The 15,158-nt window shown below is 57.7% G+C and carries 16 protein-coding genes; 4 read left to right on the forward strand and 12 right to left on the reverse strand.

The window, feature by feature from the left end; genetic code table 11:
* The 3 genes from L598_RS16885 to L598_RS16895 all read left to right on the forward strand — a co-directional run.
* Positions 1-1,119 (forward strand): ABC transporter substrate-binding protein (locus L598_RS16885; protein ID WP_144864421.1); only part of this gene is annotated, 1,119 nt, incomplete at its 5' end.
* A 23-nt stretch (positions 1,120-1,142) separates the two neighbouring features.
* Positions 1,143-2,123, forward strand: a complete 981-nt coding sequence (locus L598_RS16890) for a YVTN family beta-propeller repeat protein (RefSeq protein ID WP_186445011.1) — start codon at positions 1,143-1,145, stop codon at positions 2,121-2,123.
* A gap of 55 nt (positions 2,124-2,178) precedes the next feature.
* Positions 2,179-2,640 (forward strand): hypothetical protein, encoded by a 462-nt coding sequence (locus tag L598_RS16895; protein ID WP_144862632.1) that lies wholly within the window; start codon positions 2,179-2,181, stop codon positions 2,638-2,640.
* A 297-nt stretch (positions 2,641-2,937) separates the two neighbouring features.
* Here the strand turns inward: L598_RS16895 and L598_RS16900 are convergent, their stop codons facing one another.
* The 6 genes from L598_RS16900 to rfbA all read right to left on the reverse strand — a co-directional run bounded on the left by L598_RS16900 (position 2,938) and on the right by rfbA (position 7,993).
* On the reverse strand, positions 2,938-3,705 hold the full coding sequence (locus L598_RS16900; RefSeq protein ID WP_144864422.1) for an ABC transporter ATP-binding protein: 768 nt from the start codon (positions 3,703-3,705) through the stop codon (positions 2,938-2,940).
* 4 nt (positions 3,706-3,709) lie between these two features.
* Positions 3,710-4,486, reverse strand: a complete 777-nt coding sequence (locus tag L598_RS16905) for an ABC transporter permease (protein ID WP_144864425.1) — start codon at positions 4,484-4,486, stop codon at positions 3,710-3,712.
* Between the two features lie 93 nt (positions 4,487-4,579).
* The gene (gene rfbD, locus L598_RS16910; RefSeq protein WP_144864427.1) at positions 4,580-5,479 is read right to left on the reverse strand and encodes a dTDP-4-dehydrorhamnose reductase; all 900 of its coding nucleotides are present in this window, start codon (positions 5,477-5,479) and stop codon (positions 4,580-4,582) included.
* A complete protein-coding gene (rfbB, locus tag L598_RS16915) occupies positions 5,476-6,552 on the reverse strand; it encodes a dTDP-glucose 4,6-dehydratase (RefSeq protein ID WP_144864429.1) in 1,077 nt (358 codons plus the stop codon). Before rfbB ends, rfbD begins: the two co-directional genes overlap by 4 nt.
* Before the next feature lie 11 nt (positions 6,553-6,563).
* Positions 6,564-7,118 (reverse strand): dTDP-4-dehydrorhamnose 3,5-epimerase, encoded by a 555-nt coding sequence (gene rfbC / locus L598_RS16920; protein ID WP_144864431.1) that lies wholly within the window; start codon positions 7,116-7,118, stop codon positions 6,564-6,566.
* On the reverse strand, positions 7,115-7,993 hold the full coding sequence (gene rfbA, locus L598_RS16925) for a glucose-1-phosphate thymidylyltransferase RfbA (RefSeq protein ID WP_144864433.1): 879 nt from the start codon (positions 7,991-7,993) through the stop codon (positions 7,115-7,117). Before rfbA ends, rfbC begins: the two co-directional genes overlap by 4 nt.
* Positions 7,994-8,789: 796 nt before the next feature.
* Here rfbA and L598_RS16930 point away from each other — a divergent pair.
* On the forward strand, positions 8,790-9,134 hold the full coding sequence (locus L598_RS16930) for a hypothetical protein (RefSeq protein WP_144864435.1): 345 nt from the start codon (positions 8,790-8,792) through the stop codon (positions 9,132-9,134).
* A 203-nt stretch (positions 9,135-9,337) separates the two neighbouring features.
* Here L598_RS16930 and L598_RS16935 read toward each other — a convergent pair whose 3' ends face one another.
* The 6 genes from L598_RS16935 to L598_RS21495 all read right to left on the reverse strand — a co-directional run.
* Positions 9,338-10,168, reverse strand: a complete 831-nt coding sequence (locus tag L598_RS16935) for a glycosyltransferase family 2 protein (protein WP_246658804.1) — start codon at positions 10,166-10,168, stop codon at positions 9,338-9,340.
* Positions 10,165-11,064 carry a glycosyltransferase family 2 protein gene (locus L598_RS16940; protein WP_246658805.1) on the reverse strand — a complete coding sequence of 300 codons (900 nt, stop codon included), beginning with the start codon at positions 11,062-11,064 and terminating at the stop codon, positions 10,165-10,167. Before L598_RS16940 ends, L598_RS16935 begins: the two co-directional genes overlap by 4 nt.
* A gap of 107 nt (positions 11,065-11,171) precedes the next feature.
* Positions 11,172-11,735: a sugar transferase gene (locus L598_RS16945; RefSeq protein WP_144864439.1), complete on the reverse strand. Its 564-nt coding sequence runs from the start codon at positions 11,733-11,735 to the stop codon at positions 11,172-11,174.
* On the reverse strand, positions 11,732-12,739 hold the full coding sequence (locus tag L598_RS16950; protein WP_144864441.1) for an NAD-dependent epimerase/dehydratase family protein: 1,008 nt from the start codon (positions 12,737-12,739) through the stop codon (positions 11,732-11,734). Before L598_RS16950 ends, L598_RS16945 begins: the two co-directional genes overlap by 4 nt.
* A 50-nt stretch (positions 12,740-12,789) precedes the next feature.
* Positions 12,790-14,091 carry an O-antigen ligase gene (locus tag L598_RS16955; protein ID WP_144864442.1) on the reverse strand — a complete coding sequence of 434 codons (1,302 nt, stop codon included), beginning with the start codon at positions 14,089-14,091 and terminating at the stop codon, positions 12,790-12,792.
* Between the two features lie 204 nt (positions 14,092-14,295).
* Positions 14,296-15,158: hypothetical protein (locus L598_RS21495; protein WP_210245017.1), on the reverse strand; the 863-nt coding region annotated here is incomplete at its 5' end.

Consider the following 15,158-nt stretch of genomic DNA (forward strand, 5'->3'; position numbering starts at 1 on the left):
CCCCTTGAGATCCGGGTTGGTTATATGCGGGCTTATGCGCCTGGGCTTGCATTGTCGGTTCTTGACGTTCCGCCGCGCGATGAGGGTGTTGCGGGTGCGGAGGTTGCGATCGCCGACAACAACACGACGGGCGCGTTTCTGGGCCAGGAATTCACGCTTGATGTGACCGAGGTCGAGCCTGGCTCGGACGTGACCGGGGCCTTCCGGGAGATGATGGCGAAGGGGGTGCGCTATATCCTGGCCGACCTTTCGGCCGAGCAGCTTCTGTCGATTGCCGATCTTGCCGGCCAGGAGGGTGTCATCATCTTCAATGTCGGCGCGCATGACGATGTCCTGCGCGAGGAGGAGTGCCGGGCGAACGTGTTCCACACCGCGCCGACGCGCACCATGCTTGCGGACGGGCTGGCGCAGTATCTGATCTGGAAGCAGTGGCGGCGCTGGGTGCTGCTTTATGGGTCGCATGAGCCGGACCGGCTCTTTGCGGATGCGCTGCGGCGGGCGGCGGACCGCTTCGGCGGGCAGATCGTGGCGGAGAAGCTGTTCGAGGACAGGGGCACGGCGCGGCGCAGCGACACGGGCGTCGTGCAGATCCAGCGGCAGATGCCGGTCTTCACGCAGGACCTTCCCGAGCACGACGTGATGCTGGTGGCCGACGAGAGCGAGGTCTTCGGGACCTACCTGCCCTACCGCACCTGGGTTCCGCGTCCGGTAGCCGGCACGGCGGGGCTCGTTGCCTCCGCCTGGCATCCGGCCAGCGAGCAGTGGGGCGGCACGCAGATCCAGAACCGGTTCGTGGATGCGATCGGCCGCCGCATGCTGTCGAAGGACATGTCGGCCTGGACGGCGGCGCGGGTGATCGGGGAAGCGGTGACGCGGACGCAGAGCGGCGATCCGGCGAAGGTGGCCGAGTTCGTGCGCTCCGACGATTTCCAGGTCGCCGCGTTCCGCGGCCAGCGGCTGACCTTCCGCAAGTGGAACCAGCAATTGCGCCAGCCGGTCTTCCTCGGCGACGGCCGCTCCGTCGTCTCGACATCGCCGCAGGAAGGCTTCCTGCACCAGGTATCGGAGCTGGACACGCTGGGGATCGACGAGCCCGAGACCAGTTGCGATCTGAACTGACCATTGCAGTGGGAGGAGAGTGAATGCGAAATCACCTATACGTGCTTGCCGGCGCGATCGTCGCGGGGGCGGCGATGTCGTCTCCGGCCTCCGCATATATGGCCTATGTGTCGAATGAGCGGGGCAACACGGTCACCGTCATCGACACCGAGACCATGGAGGTGGTCGACACCATCGATACGGGCCAGCGGCCGCGCGGGATAACCATTTCCCATGACGGCAAGTTCATCTATCTGTGCGCCTCCGACGACGACACCGTCGAGATCATCGACACCTCCAGCCATTCGATCGTCGGCACGCTGCCTTCGGGGCCGGACCCGGAACTCTTCGTGCTCTCTCCCGACGGCAAGATGCTCTATGTCGCCAATGAGGACGACAATCTGGTCACGGCGATCGATGTGGAAAGCAAGAGGGTTGTGACGGAGATCCCCGTCGGCGTCGAGCCGGAAGGCATGGGCATCAGTCCGGACGGCAAGACGCTGGTCAACACCTCCGAGACGACCAACATGGCCCATTTCATCGATACCGAAACCCATCAGATCACGCATAACGTGCTGGTGGATTCGCGCCCGCGCTTCGCCGAGTTCAAGCCGGACGGATCGGAGGTCTGGGTCAGCGCCGAGATCGGTGGCACCGTGTCGGTAATCGACAATGCCTCGCGCGAGATCAAGCACAAGATCACATTCGAGATACCCGGCCTGCGTCCCGAATCGATCCAGCCGGTGGGCGTGCGCATCAGCGCCGACGGCAGGAAGGCCTATGTGGCGCTCGGCCCCGCCAACCGCGTCGCCGTGGTCAATGCCGAGACCTACGAGGTCGAGAAATATGTCCTGGTCGGCCAGCGCGTCTGGCAGCTCGCCTTCACGCCGGACCAGAAGATGATCGTCAGCACCAACGGCATCTCCAACGACGTCACCTTCATCGACGTGGCAACCGACGAGGCCGTGCAGTCGGTGACCGTGGGCGAGCAGCCCTGGGGCGTCGTCGTGTCCCCGAATGAATGAGCAGAACTGACCAAGCAGGATTACCCAAGCAGGATTGACAAGTGGAGGATACCCGATGCGAAAATTTCTCATGGCTCTCATGGCCGCTACTCTGGCGGCCATGCTGCAATCCCAGGCCGTCATGGCCCAGGATGACGATGACGATGATGACGACGGCGGCCAGGTGACATTGGCAAGCAAGGACCTGCCGGAACTGATCCTCGGCTCCGCCGAAGACGACTTCGCGGTCAACCAGACCAGTTTCGAGCTGGAGGCGGGCCAGGCCTATCGCTGGAAGATCACATCCCAGGGCAATCTCGAATACAAGTTCTTCACCGACCTGTTCCGAAATGTCTGGATGAACCAGATCGTGATCAACGACCTCGAAGTGCACATGAACGGCGCACCAGCATGGCTCGAATTCGACGCACACGGAACAATCCAGGTCCAGTTCGTCGCAGCCAGACCAGGATTCCATACATGGTCCGTCCGCGATCTCGAAAAAAATGGAATGCAAGGAACCATAATCGTAAAGTAGCCTTACGAATTGATGGAAAAGACGAGAGCCCGGAAACTCCAGTGCCGGGCTCTCATGCCACTATTCCAAACGTCCTTCAGTTGTCCTTGGCTTGCCGCGCAACCTTCCCTCTGGTCGCATTTTCCTAGTGCGGCTGGCGTGGCATTCGAACAGCAGCAATGGTGACTGCCTCTTGCACGGAACAGCCGGCAGCCAGCGCTTCACGTATCATGACCGAAGACAAGTGGCTGTCTGTTCCATGAATGGGGTACATCTGCGCGCTTGCAAAGCGGAACAGCACCGGCTGACTAGAACCGTTTACCGGGACTGTCTGTCAGCTTTTTCGCTGTGCTTTTCATAATGGGCAAGTGCGTCTTCCAGGGGACCGAAAAACAGCGCCTTGCCCCGTTCCATGACAAGTCCATGAGAACAGGTGGCGCGCAGGATGGCGGGATTGTGGGAGGCGAGTACGATGATTCCAGCCGCCTCGACCATCGTCTGCATCCGCTCTTTGGCCTTCTTCTGGAAATTCAGGTCGCCGGCGCCAATCCATTCGTCCATCAGCAATATTTCGGGCCTGAAGCTGGTCGCGGTGGCGAAGGCAAGGCGGGCACCCATGCCCTGACTGTAAAGCTTGAAGGGCATGTCTATGAACTCGCCGAGCTCGCTGAAGGCGATGATCTCGTCCATACGTTCGTCAATCTCCGCCTTGCTCCAGCCATTGATGAGACCGCGCAGCTCTATGTTGCGCCGCCCGGTGGCCTCGCGGCGAAAGCCGAGATTGATGTTGAAGAGCGCATCCACCCGCCCCTGTATTTCCACGCTGCCGGAGGTGGGCTCGAAAATCCCGTAAAGCACTTTGAGCAGCGTCGTCTTGCCGGCGCCATTGGCTCCTATCACCGCCAGCCTGTCGCCGGCCGAGAGTGAAAAACTGATGCCGTCGATCGCAGTCACGCGATTGACCGTCTTGCCGTTCCGGCCAGCAAGGGAATTTTGCCCGGCGATCGGAGACATCCGCCCGAGAAGCGTCTTTCGCTTCTGCAAGGGATATTGGAGCCCGAGATTTTCGACGCGAATGTGAACCATGATCCTAAAGCAGAAAAACGATCTTCTTCCGATAGAGGCCAAGCAGCAGGATGGCGATCGCCCACACAAGTGCAGTTAAAGCAAGGCATATTGCCCATGAATGGAGCGGTATCGTGTCCGAGATGACCGGCTGCCGAACGATGTCGACATAGTGGGTAAAGGGGTTCCAATCGTAGAGGAGATCCCGCAATCGCCCGCCTGTCGGATACCAGAAGACAGGCGTCAGGAAGAAGGCGAGCCGCATGATATTCTGCACGAAAAACTTCAAGTCCGGCATAAGCACGCCAAGTATGCCAAGAATGGTTGCCGCCGCCGGCGCGGTCAGCACGATCCAGACCATGCCTGGCACGGCATAGAGCCAGCCGGTACTCACGCCCTTGTCGTAAAGCACGATGCCTACAGCACCAATCAGCGCATAGCTCGCTCGGATGGTACTGCGCATGGTGTGCCGCATGACATAGACGAAGAGTGGCAGCACTGTTCCTTTGATGAAGGCTTCTTCACCAACAAACAGCGTGACGCTCGGCGTAATCGTGTCGGTGATGAAGTTCCATACAAGCAAACCGCAGGCCAGGTAGATTACATAATTCGGGTCGTTTCTCCCGAAGACGAACAATAGAGTGCCGACGAAAAGAAGATAATTCAGCAGCAGCGATAACCGGCCAAGCCGCGTGCGCTTGAGGCTGTCGCCGACATCCTCCTTGGCCAGCGCCATCCAGATCTTCCGCTTGCCAAGGCCGGCACGGATATCCGTGAGGCCAGTCCTTATGATATCAAGCATCTTGTTCCGTCATGCCGATACGAGGCAGATTTGGATAATTTCCGCATGGCATCAATGAGCGTGCAGGCGGCGCGATCCCACATTAGGCACCCGTCAGGATGGGCCATCCGGCGATTGAAGCAGGCGGACGACCGTCGCTTCCACTGAGCGCTGCCAGTCGGGCGCAACCCAATCATAAACCTGGGCGAGCTTTCTGGTAGCCAGCCGGGAATTGACAGGCCTTCGCGCCTTGGTCGGAAATTCCGCCGTGGTGATCGGACGAATGCCGGCAAAAGGCCCGCCATTCTCCTGGCTCACCTGCATCACCTTTTCCGCAAGCCCGCTCCATGTCGTGTCACCAGTCCCTGCAAGGTGGAAAATGCCGAAGCACTTGTCGAACGGCTTCTCTGCGAGCCGGCCTGCGATTTGCACGATGCCGTCGGCGATATCGAGAGCCGAGGTAGGGTTTCCCCATTGATCCGAGACCACTGCGATCTCGTCCCTTTCAGAGGCCAAGCGCAACATGGTCTTGACGAAATTCTTCCCGAAAGGGCTGTAAACCCAGGCTGTGCGCAGGATAACGTGCCGCGGATTGGCAGCCGCCACAGCCGCCTCGCCGGCAAGCTTGGTGCGACCATAGACACTTTGCGGATCCGGCTGATCCTCCTCGCTATAGGGTTCAGGCGACATACCGGAAAAGACGTAGTCGGTTGAGAAATGGATTATCGGAATATCCATCTGCGCGGCGGCTTCCGCCAGAACACCGGGGCCGACCGCATTGATTCTATGGGCCTCATCGGGCTCGCTCTCGGCCTGGTCGACGGCCGTATATGCAGCAGCCGAAACCACGACATCCGGGCGCTCCTCTTCCATGGCATTCCGGATCGTCGCGGCATTCGCAAGGTCGAACTGCGGCCTTCCAATTGCGACAGTCTCAAAGGCCCTGTTACCCCCGCTCCGCTCGACGAGAGCGCGGACGACTTGCCCGTGACGCCCTGTGACGAGCAGTTTCATGCGGCCCCCCTGGCTTCGACGGTACCGAGACGCTCCCCGGAATAGCTCTTCTCGCGGATGGGCCGCCACCACCAGGCATTGTCGATATACCAGTCGATGGTGCGGGCGAGCCCTGATTCAAAGGTCTCCTCCGGCCTCCAGCCAAGCTCCCGTTCGATCTTTGAAGGGTCTATCGCGTAGCGTCGGTCGTGTCCTGGCCGGTCGGCAACGAAAGCTATCAGATCGTGATAAGACTTCCCGGATGCCCTCGGCTTCCTCTTGTCGAGAATATCGCAGATCGTTTTCACCACCGTCAGGTTGCTGCGCTCGGCACGCCCGCCGATATTGTAACTCTCGCCAGGCACACCTCTGCTGACCACCAGCGCAAGAGCGCGCGCATGATCCTCCACATAGAGCCAATCGCGGATATTCGCGCCGGTGCCATAGACGGGCAACGGCTTCTCGTGGAGGGCATTCAGGATGACAAGGGGAATGAGCTTTTCGGGGAAGTGATAGGGGCCATAATTGTTCGAACAGTTGGAAAGCACGACCGGCAGCCCGTAAGTCTCGTGCCAGGCGCGGGCAAGATGATCCGAGGCCGCCTTCGAGGCCGAATAAGGCGAGGAGGGCGCATAGGGAGTTTCTTCGGTGAAAATCCCGCTGTCGAAGGGAAGATCGCCAAAAACCTCGTCCGTTGAGACATGGTGGAAAATGAAATCATCCCGTCGTGCCTCCGGCAGCCCACGCCAATAGGTGAGTGCCGCATTAAGCAGGCGATATGTGCCGACGATATTCGTCTCTATGAAGGTCCCTGGCCCGTCGATCGAGCGATCCACATGACTTTCGGCAGCCAAATGCATGACGGCGTCGATATTCTCCGCATGCATGATCGCCAAAATCGCAGTCTCGTCGCAGATATCGGCTTTGTGAAAGCAATAATTCGGCTGGTTTTCTATTGACCGCAGCGAGGCGAGATTGCCGGCATAAGTGAGCTTGTCGACATTGACGACCCTGATCTCGGGATCACGAGCCAGATGGCGACATACGGCGGACCCTATAAAGCCGGCTCCGCCAGTCACTAGGATGGTCCTCATCAGCGTTCCCCTTAATCGAATATCTCTGCATCCGCCAGAAACGGTGCATTGATGTCCTTTTCCGAAAGCTGGAATTCCTTTGCGTCCAATGTCCAGTCGATTCCGATAGCCGGATCGTCAAACCGAATGGAGCGATCGTGTTCCGGAGAATAGAAATCGCTTACCTTGTAGATCACTTCCGTATCTGGTTCCAAGGTAACGAAGCCATGCGCAAAGCCTTTCGGAATGAAAATCTGGTTCCATTTTTCGGCCGATACGAGCAGAGCAGTCCATCGGCCGAAATCCGGTGAACTCTTGCGTATGTCGACGGCAACATCGAGAATGGCGCCCTTCACTACACGCACGAGCTTATCCTGGGCCCGCGGCGGCAACTGGTAGTGAAGCCCTCTCAAGGTGCCTTTGGATGCGGAATAGGAGTGATTGTCCTGCACAAACTCGGTCGTGATCCCGGCTTCGGCAAATCGTTGACGATTGTAGGTCTCGGAAAAGAAGCCTCGGTTGTCCCCGAATTGCCGTGGGATGATCTCGAGTACTTCCCGGAGGTCGAGAGGCTTGGCGGTAATCATGAGTTCGAAATATCCCTTGCACGCTGCTTCAGGTAAGATGCGTAGTCGGTCTTGCCGAGCTTTTCGGCCCTCACCAGGACACGCTCGGGATCGAGCCACCCCATTTCCATACCGATTTCCTCCGGACAGGCGATCTTGATGCCTTGCCTGTGTTCGATTGTACGCACGAAGGATGACGCCTCATGCAGGCTGTCATGGGTGCCGGTGTCCAGCCAGGCATAGCCACGGCCGAGTTGATGCACATGCAGCAGACCGCGTTCCAAATAGATGTTGTTGACAGTCGTGATCTCGAGCTCTCCCCGCGCGGAAGGAGTGATTGACGAGGCTATGTTCACGACATCATTGTCATAGAAGTAAAGCCCGGTCACGGCCCAGTTGGATTTCGGTTTCTCCGGCTTTTCCTCGATCGAGAGCGCCTTGCCAGTATGATCGAATGCGACAACGCCATAACGCTGCGGATCCTCGACCCGATAGGCGAAAACCGCCGCACCATGCTTTAACTCGGCAGCGAAACGGCAGAGCCGCGAAAGTCCCTCGCCATAATAGATATTGTCCCCGAGGATCATGGCTACATTGTCAGTGCCGATAAATTCGCGGCCGATAATGAATGCCTCGGCAAGGCCATTCGGATGAGGCTGTTCGGCATAGGAAAACTCGACGCCAAACTCGCTTCCATCGCCGAGAAGGTTTTGAAATCCCATCAGGTCGCGAGGGGTTGAAATCACCAGGATTTCGCGGATTCCGGCCAGCATCAGCACACTGAGCGGATAGTAGATCATCGGCTTGTCGTAAACGGGGAGTATCTGTTTCGAAACCGAAAGCGTCAGTGGATACAGCCGGCTTCCGGTACCACCGGCCAAGATAATCCCCTTCATCACTTCCTCTCCATCTGCAATGCGGTCACGCTATCGGACGTCTCTTGACCGGGAAAATGGCTCGATTGGGGCGCTATAGCCTATCCGATGCAATTGCAAGTCGCGCATATGTGGTACAAAGCCGGGAAAGAGGAAGTCCCGGGTATGGTTTGGAGTATCAGATCGGCGGGAGACTTGAGCTTTCGGCCGTCATGGGTGCTGAGTTGCCGCCATCGAATCCAGAAGAACAGTGATGCCGAGCGTGGCGCGCCGGGAATTGGCCATGTCGAACAGGCTTCCCTTCCGCCCTACTGACAATATGGCAAGCTTATCTCGACGATCTTCCGCCATCGGCATTCGCCGGGGCGTCAGAAACCTACATTAAGGACCTGATATCATTTGTGATCAACCAATCGCAAAAACGACTCATTTGAATTTTTCTCTCGCAGTTCGAATGTGAGACTACCACCAAGCAGCTTACATTCATTTGCCCCGTCGGCTCCCAACTGCCGGCGGGGCCTTGTATCTGGAAGGTCCAATTGGGAAATCCAGCCGGCCTTCCGAGGGAAGCGTGGAAATTACCCCATGCCGATATTTCCACGTTCCGTTAGTCACGGTCCTGGATAACATAAAATATGGAATTTAACCTATTCCATTTCATACAATAGTATTTGAGTATTTACTAAAGTTCTTCATATCGCATCATCTAATTAATAGAAAATCTCAGATAATAGTTGCACAAACTCAATAAAATTGGAATAGTATTTGAGCTCGCCCTGCAAGGGCGGCTTGTTTAGTACCAGAACAGGAGGCTGTCATGCTTGGTGGTTTGTCTGGATTGCTTGGTGGTGTAAGTTCCCTTCTGTGGGGGGGACAAGACGTCATTGAGAACGTTGCAGAAACTGTTTCACCTGGAGCTACCCACAGTGAGACAACGACTGGGAATCTGTTAAATAACGGCGGACTTCTGGGCGACCTGATCACCGGCATTGAACAAGGTGATCCGTTTGGCGGTATCGGCGATGCATACCGTGACATCATTGGCCCTGGCGGCGTCGTCAACGATCTCGGCGAAGGCGGAGGCCTCGGCATCGAAGGCTTTCTCGGAACCGCGCTCGGCACAGCCGATGGCATTCTGGGCGACGGCGGTCTGCTTGGCTGATCTCTTATGAGATCCTCACCACTTATAAGCCCCGCGTACCGAAAGGTCGCGGGGCTTTATATTACCTACCTGGCAAGTATCGTAATTTTTGATCTTCAGGTGCAATGCGAGCCTTGAAAAGAAGCTTAGGGTCAGGACCTGTTTTTGCAACCTTGTGCTTCCACCTTCTGCCCGAATAAATGACAACGGGTTTGGCAGATCCGCTAATAGAACTTATGGGCGTGGACCGAGAAGAATATACCTGCGGAGCGGATGAACTCGCGAATGTGCCACAGGCCTTTGCGCGCAGTGACGCCGCCACTATGGACAATCCGCACGGTCGGTACATAGGCGATACGGGTGATGCGCCCAGCGCGCAATGAGATATCGAAATCCTCGAAATAAAGTCGATAACGCTTGTCGAAGCCGCCAAGCTCGCGGAAGACTTCGCTGCGGAAGAGCATGAAACAACCGCTGACCACGGGTGGATCCCACACCACCTCGTCGCCGATTCTGTCTCGCATCTCGTAGCGGTTCAGGCGCCGGTGGAAGAGCCGCCTCACGACGGGCGGGGCAAATCCGCGCAAGAGGAGATCCAGGAGGCTGGGATAGCGTTTGCAGAGATATTGCCGTCTGCCATCCGGATAAAAGGCAGCCGGGGTAATAAGGCCGCATTCGGGATAGCCGCTAATGAAGGCGAGCGCGTTGGAAAGCGCCTCAGGCTCCATCACGACATCCGGATTGAGTACCAGATGATAATGACCAAGACGGTCGATCACGAGATTGTTCGCTCTGCCATAGCCGATATTGCCATGGCCAGAAATGACCTCGAATGCGAGCTGCGGAGGGATCACCCGCAGCCAATCGCGCTCGTCCTCCTCCGGGGAGTTGTCGATGATGAAAAGCTTGGCCCGTTGCGGCCCGACAGGAAGCAATGCGTGAGCCAAGCTCGCCAGCGTTGCGCGGATGGTGGCGGGATCGGGCCTGAACACCACGATGGAAATGGTGAGCATTGGCTCGCTGGCGTCAACGGCCATTCTTTCGGCGATTGTCACTTCTTTCCCATCCTGCTCGAGAGGCCATGCGCAATGCCGAGAGCCATCATCCCGGCATGCTTCAGCCGTGGGGGCGTCACGAGACTGTAAAAGACGAATTTTCTGGCAAGACGAAGGCCATCAACAATCTTCCAGTTGGTTCTGGGCCATGACTGGCGATAGAGCCATACGGCGTTCCTGAAATGATAATAGTGGCGGAGCGGGCTGTGCACGGGAATATGACGCTTCAGGAAGTAGATTGGTTCCTCGCCCAGCAAATGATGCATACGCGCCGCACAGACACCGAAGGAATAAAAGCCCTGGTGACGCGCGCGCAAGCCCCATTCGATATCAACATAGTCAATGAACAGGTCCTCACACATACCACCGACCGCTTCGAGGGCGGTGATTGAAATAAGGCAGCCGGAAGAGATGAGGTAGTCGACTTCGATGATTGCCTTAGGCGAATCACAAGTCCCGCGCACCAGCCGCAATCCATCTATCCGGATAAAGGGCACGGGATTCCTCTGCCTGTCATCCATATAGCGCGGACCGACTGCGGCCACCCTTACGCCTTCAGCTCTTTTAGCCTCCGCCGCCTCGACAAGCCTGGCCACCATGTCGGGCGCTGGTAGACTGTCATGGTCGAGAAGCAGGACATAATCGGAACCCTCGATGCGGGCCTGCCCGATACCCACGTTGTGAGCATAGGCGATTCCGTAATTTTCTCCGAGAGCGGTGAAATGAATCGCCGCTTTCTGTCGGGCAACCCAGCCTTCGATATCCCCGCTCGAGCCGTTGTCGATAATGAACAGATGGTCCACCTGCGGGGAAACGGCATCGACAAGCCGCCCCAGTTGGTCAAGGGACGGGTTATACGTGACGATGACGGCGCTAACCTGCGGTCGAGGGTGCAATGGCAATTCCGATCCATGAAGCCGGAGCTCCCCGGCAAAATTGGGTGGCGCTCCAGTCAACCCCATTCACATTCATTAGACGAAATTACGGCTTCGGTCAGCGGGAATCACTCGCCTTCGGGGGGAACCATGGTGCCGCCACCGATCCTGAAAATGGTATGCACAATAATCTTGAGATCTCCGCGAAGCGACTGGGTCTCCAGATAGATTCGGTCGACTTCCGCCAAGGTGACAGGTGTCGACATGTCGACGCCCGTGACCTGCGCCAACCCGGTTATGCCGGGCCTGATACTGAAAACACCCTGCTGCCTGCGTGCCGAGATAACATCGTCCTGGGTCGGCAGACACGGGCGCGGCCCAACCAGACTCATATCGCCCCGGATCACGTTATAAAGCTGCGGCAGCTCATCAAGCTTCAAATTGCGCAGCTTTTTTCCCACCGGCGTAATCCAGCTCTCCAAGGCTTCATGCGTACCGACCTGGAGCGCGTCCAAGGTCATCGTCCGGAACTTGAAGCACTTGAAGATCTTTTCGTTGCGTCCGACACGCTCCTGGGCAATCACAATACGGCCAGGCGACGAACAGTAGATCACAATGGCGATCACGGCCATGAGAGGCGACAGCGCCACAAGCCCAACTGCCGCCAGAGCAAGATCAAGCAGTCTCTTCATTTCTGCCTTTTGCTCTTTATCCGTACAGGGACGGCGTCTGATACCCCCTCTGCTCCGGAACAAAGGGCGACGAATTGCGAGCCGGATTGCAGCACAGCATCGCGGGTGGCCACGGGCGGCGACCAGGAATAGGCCTGCCTGAAACCCGATGCGTCGATTTGAAGATTCCCAAGCAGGCTCTGCGCCTGTCCTGCCCGAAAGGAAGCATTGAGCGCAAGACGCAACATTGCTGGAGGGAGCCTGAAAAGGCGCCGGGGCCGCCCCATGCCTTCGCGCAGCCAGGACAAGATATCGCGCAGGCTGATGGCTCTGTCGTCCGCCACGACGAAGGCGCCGGAAATGGCCCTCTCCCCCGCATCAACAACCCTAACGATCGCATCGACCAGGTTCTCGATGGCGATAAAGCTGCGCCGGTTGTCAATGGCCGCGAAGGGAAGCGGCAAGGGTGAAGCCGCAAGCCGCTGCAAAAGCCGCCAATTGCCGCCGGCTTCCCCGCAATAGACCAATGGCGGCCGCAGGCTAACGCCGATGCCTCCCGAGCGAGCAAAGCTCGCGACATGCCTTTCGGCCGCGAGTTTCGAAAGGCCGTAAGCCGACGCAGGATGAGGAGGCGACATGTCATCCACCGGCATGTTTTCAGCGTGATTCGCAACCGCGAATATGCTCGAAAGGAAAATGAAGCGTCTGACGCCCTTTTCGGATACCTGCTCGACGAGTCGAGCTGTGCCCCTGTCGTTGACGTTGTTAAAGGTATCGGCTGGCACTCCGCGTTCCGGCACCTGGCCCGCAAGATGAATCACTGTGTCGCAGCCTTCGAGCGCCTTTCGCCAGTCCGTCTGCTGACTGACTTCTCCGATATCGATCAGTGTCGCGTGATTTTCAGCTTGCGACAAGCTCGACCCTGCCCGGTGAGCAAGCACAAGAGCGTGCCTTTCACGCACAAGACGCATCACCAGATGCCGTCCTATGAGTCCACTTGCCCCGGTAACCAGTATCCGCCCCATATCGGCCTTTGAACAGATTATGCTGACTGCAAAATGGTTCCGATGAGAGATCAGGCAACCGAAACATAGCCTTCCGGTCCCGGTCGCCGCCCCCCCAGGACCAGGAAGCTTGCGGTGATCGTGGCATAGATAAACAGGGCGTCGTGGATGTCGTGCCCCAACATGATCCCTACAGATCCGCTCAAAAGGAACGCTGTTTGTACCGTAACCAGGATCGCTATTCCAAACTGGGAAACTTCGTCGTGACGCCGACGTATCAACACCCACAAAGGCACTATAAACATTCCGAGGATCGCGGCCACTCCAAGCAATCCGGATCTTACCATCGCATTGAGCAGGAAGTTATGGAAATGCGTATAGCCAATGGTCTTTGAATCCGGCCCTTGGGCGGCGCCCGGCCCTTGGCCCAGAATCGGCCTTTCGGCAGCGAGATCCAGGCCGTTTCGCCAGAGAATCAGCCTGTCGCCTATCGAACTGTTGTAGTCTCCAGACTCAATCTTCTCGAAATCGTTGACGATGGCCTCGAAGCGAGCTTCCACCATGTGGAAGGTCAGATAGGCGACTGCGATTATCGGCAGCATGGCAATCAATGCAGCCTTTCGGGCTACCGGCCAATTGATACGTGGCCGCAGGATCGCCAGCGGAATGAAAGGCGCAATGACGAGAAATGGCCAAAGGGCACGCGTCCCGGTCAATAACAGGGTCGTGCCGGCCGCGACAGCCGCTGTCAAGGCAAGCCACCGAAGCTTCCCCTGTCTTCTGACGGTACTCAGCAGGCAGAATCCATAGAGGATTGCCGCAATGAGAGCCAATACGCCGGAATTGCCGGCCATTCCTTCCGCCCTCACGTGACCGGTGAACGCAAATTCGAAAATGACGAGGATCAAAGTCAGATAGGATCCGGAAATGGCGGCGAATTCGACGGAGTTCAGGACATCCTTGCGTTCCGACAGACTTAGCCGTCCGTAAACGAAGGCGAAGCCAAGAAACGGCAGAGTCTCCACGACCTCGCTCAGCGTATTCCAGCCGTCATAATTCACCGTCCCCGAAATTGCATCCGCCGCACAATAGAAGACAAAGGCGACCGCGATTGCCCATACGCCGCGGTCGGCCGGCAATGCGATCTTGCGCTGAAAAAGCCGCAGGAAAGCATGGAGTATGGCGCCGATGAACAATATGCTGACGACACTGCCGACGACGCCCGCCCAGCCCAAGACGATTACGGTGAAAACCCGGTTCATCTCGTCAAGAGTGGGACGCCGCAGGGCACCTCCCCCGAAACCTTGAAAGCTGCCCAGTATCGATTTTATCCGCGGAGCACCCGCGGAATGCGTTTCGGACTCGGCTTTCATCAGATTTCCGCTACTCGACTGGCTCAGGCGCTGCTTGGACGTGGGACGCCGTTATTTCAGAAACGCCCCTCTTTGTGGAGGTCGTTCCTGATCACCATCGTCCCTTTTAGACGTCCTACGCAAAAATGCGGTCAATTGGCGGCAGCATGCCGCCTTTTCGACTTCTATCCCCTGTCGACAGTCAGGCCAAACCGAATCGGCGCCTTAAATCAGACCGTGAAGCAGTGACCCATTGGAATTTGCGAAATCATGATGGTCATTGCCGTCAATAATGGGTTGACCGATGAAGCTTATCGTCGGGGKCAAAAGACTGATGAGACCATCCGAGAACTGCAATGCCCCTTCGGCAGCGTCAAATATGTTCGGTTGCTCCTGTCCATAATCGAAGAGGCTGTCACCCAGACCCGCGACCGAGATCGAATCGTCCTCTGGCGTGGGACTCTCAAGAAGGCCGTGTTCATCGCTTCCGGAATTCGCAGCCAGTTCCGCACCTTCAATTGCCGGCTCCGCCGTCAAAGGTCCGGAAGCACTGCCGCCTCCCAGCAATTCCTTGAGCAAGCTGCCAGCACCGTCGAGCACTCCTGTCGTCACCGAGGCGATGCCCCCAACCACGCCGGTGGCCACCGACACCACATCATCAACCGCATCGGTCGCACCAGCCAGCGTCGAGGTGCCGGTATCGAGCACATCATCCAGCCTGTCGGCAGCAGTCGAGGCAAGATTTTCAGTCGGCGCGGTTTCGTCGGAGCCCCTCAATATGCCTCCAAGCAAGCCGTCCAGCGTACCGGTCACAGTCGTGGCGACGCCATCCACGACATCATCGAGCGTGCCCGTCACCGTCGAGGTGATGCCGCCCACCACGTCGTCCAAAGCGTCGGTTACCGTGTCGAGCGTTCCTGTGACCGCTTCGACAGTGCCCGTCAATACGGAAGGCACGGTGTCGAGCAGGCCATCCAGCGTGTCCGTGACGGTCGAAACAGGGCCGGTGTCGCCGCCACCAAGCAAGCCTCCGAGAAGGCCATCCAATGTGCCCGTTACAGTCGTGGCGACGTCACCCACGACATCAT

It is taken from the genome of Mesorhizobium sp. J18 (assembly GCF_007829525.1).
Taxonomy (GTDB): domain Bacteria; phylum Pseudomonadota; class Alphaproteobacteria; order Rhizobiales; family Rhizobiaceae; genus VLJP01.

Coding starts and splice junctions, on each gene's coding strand:
- L598_RS16890 (WP_186445011.1), top strand. CDS start 1,143: ATGCGAAATCACCTATACGTGCTTGCCGGCGCGATCGTCGCGGGGGCG.
- L598_RS16895 (WP_144862632.1), top strand. CDS start 2,179: ATGCGAAAATTTCTCATGGCTCTCATGGCCGCTACTCTGGCGGCCATG.
- L598_RS16900 (WP_144864422.1), bottom strand. CDS start 3,705: ATGGTTCACATTCGCGTCGAAAATCTCGGGCTCCAATATCCCTTGCAG.
- L598_RS16905 (WP_144864425.1), bottom strand. CDS start 4,486: ATGCTTGATATCATAAGGACTGGCCTCACGGATATCCGTGCCGGCCTT.
- rfbD (WP_144864427.1), bottom strand. CDS start 5,479: ATGAAACTGCTCGTCACAGGGCGTCACGGGCAAGTCGTCCGCGCTCTC.
- rfbB (WP_144864429.1), bottom strand. CDS start 6,552: ATGAGGACCATCCTAGTGACTGGCGGAGCCGGCTTTATAGGGTCCGCC.
- rfbC (WP_144864431.1), bottom strand. CDS start 7,118: ATGATTACCGCCAAGCCTCTCGACCTCCGGGAAGTACTCGAGATCATC.
- rfbA (WP_144864433.1), bottom strand. CDS start 7,993: ATGAAGGGGATTATCTTGGCCGGTGGTACCGGAAGCCGGCTGTATCCA.
- L598_RS16930 (WP_144864435.1), top strand. CDS start 8,790: ATGCTTGGTGGTTTGTCTGGATTGCTTGGTGGTGTAAGTTCCCTTCTG.
- L598_RS16945 (WP_144864439.1), bottom strand. CDS start 11,735: ATGAAGAGACTGCTTGATCTTGCTCTGGCGGCAGTTGGGCTTGTGGCG.
- L598_RS16950 (WP_144864441.1), bottom strand. CDS start 12,739: ATGGGGCGGATACTGGTTACCGGGGCAAGTGGACTCATAGGACGGCAT.
- L598_RS16955 (WP_144864442.1), bottom strand. CDS start 14,091: ATGAAAGCCGAGTCCGAAACGCATTCCGCGGGTGCTCCGCGGATAAAA.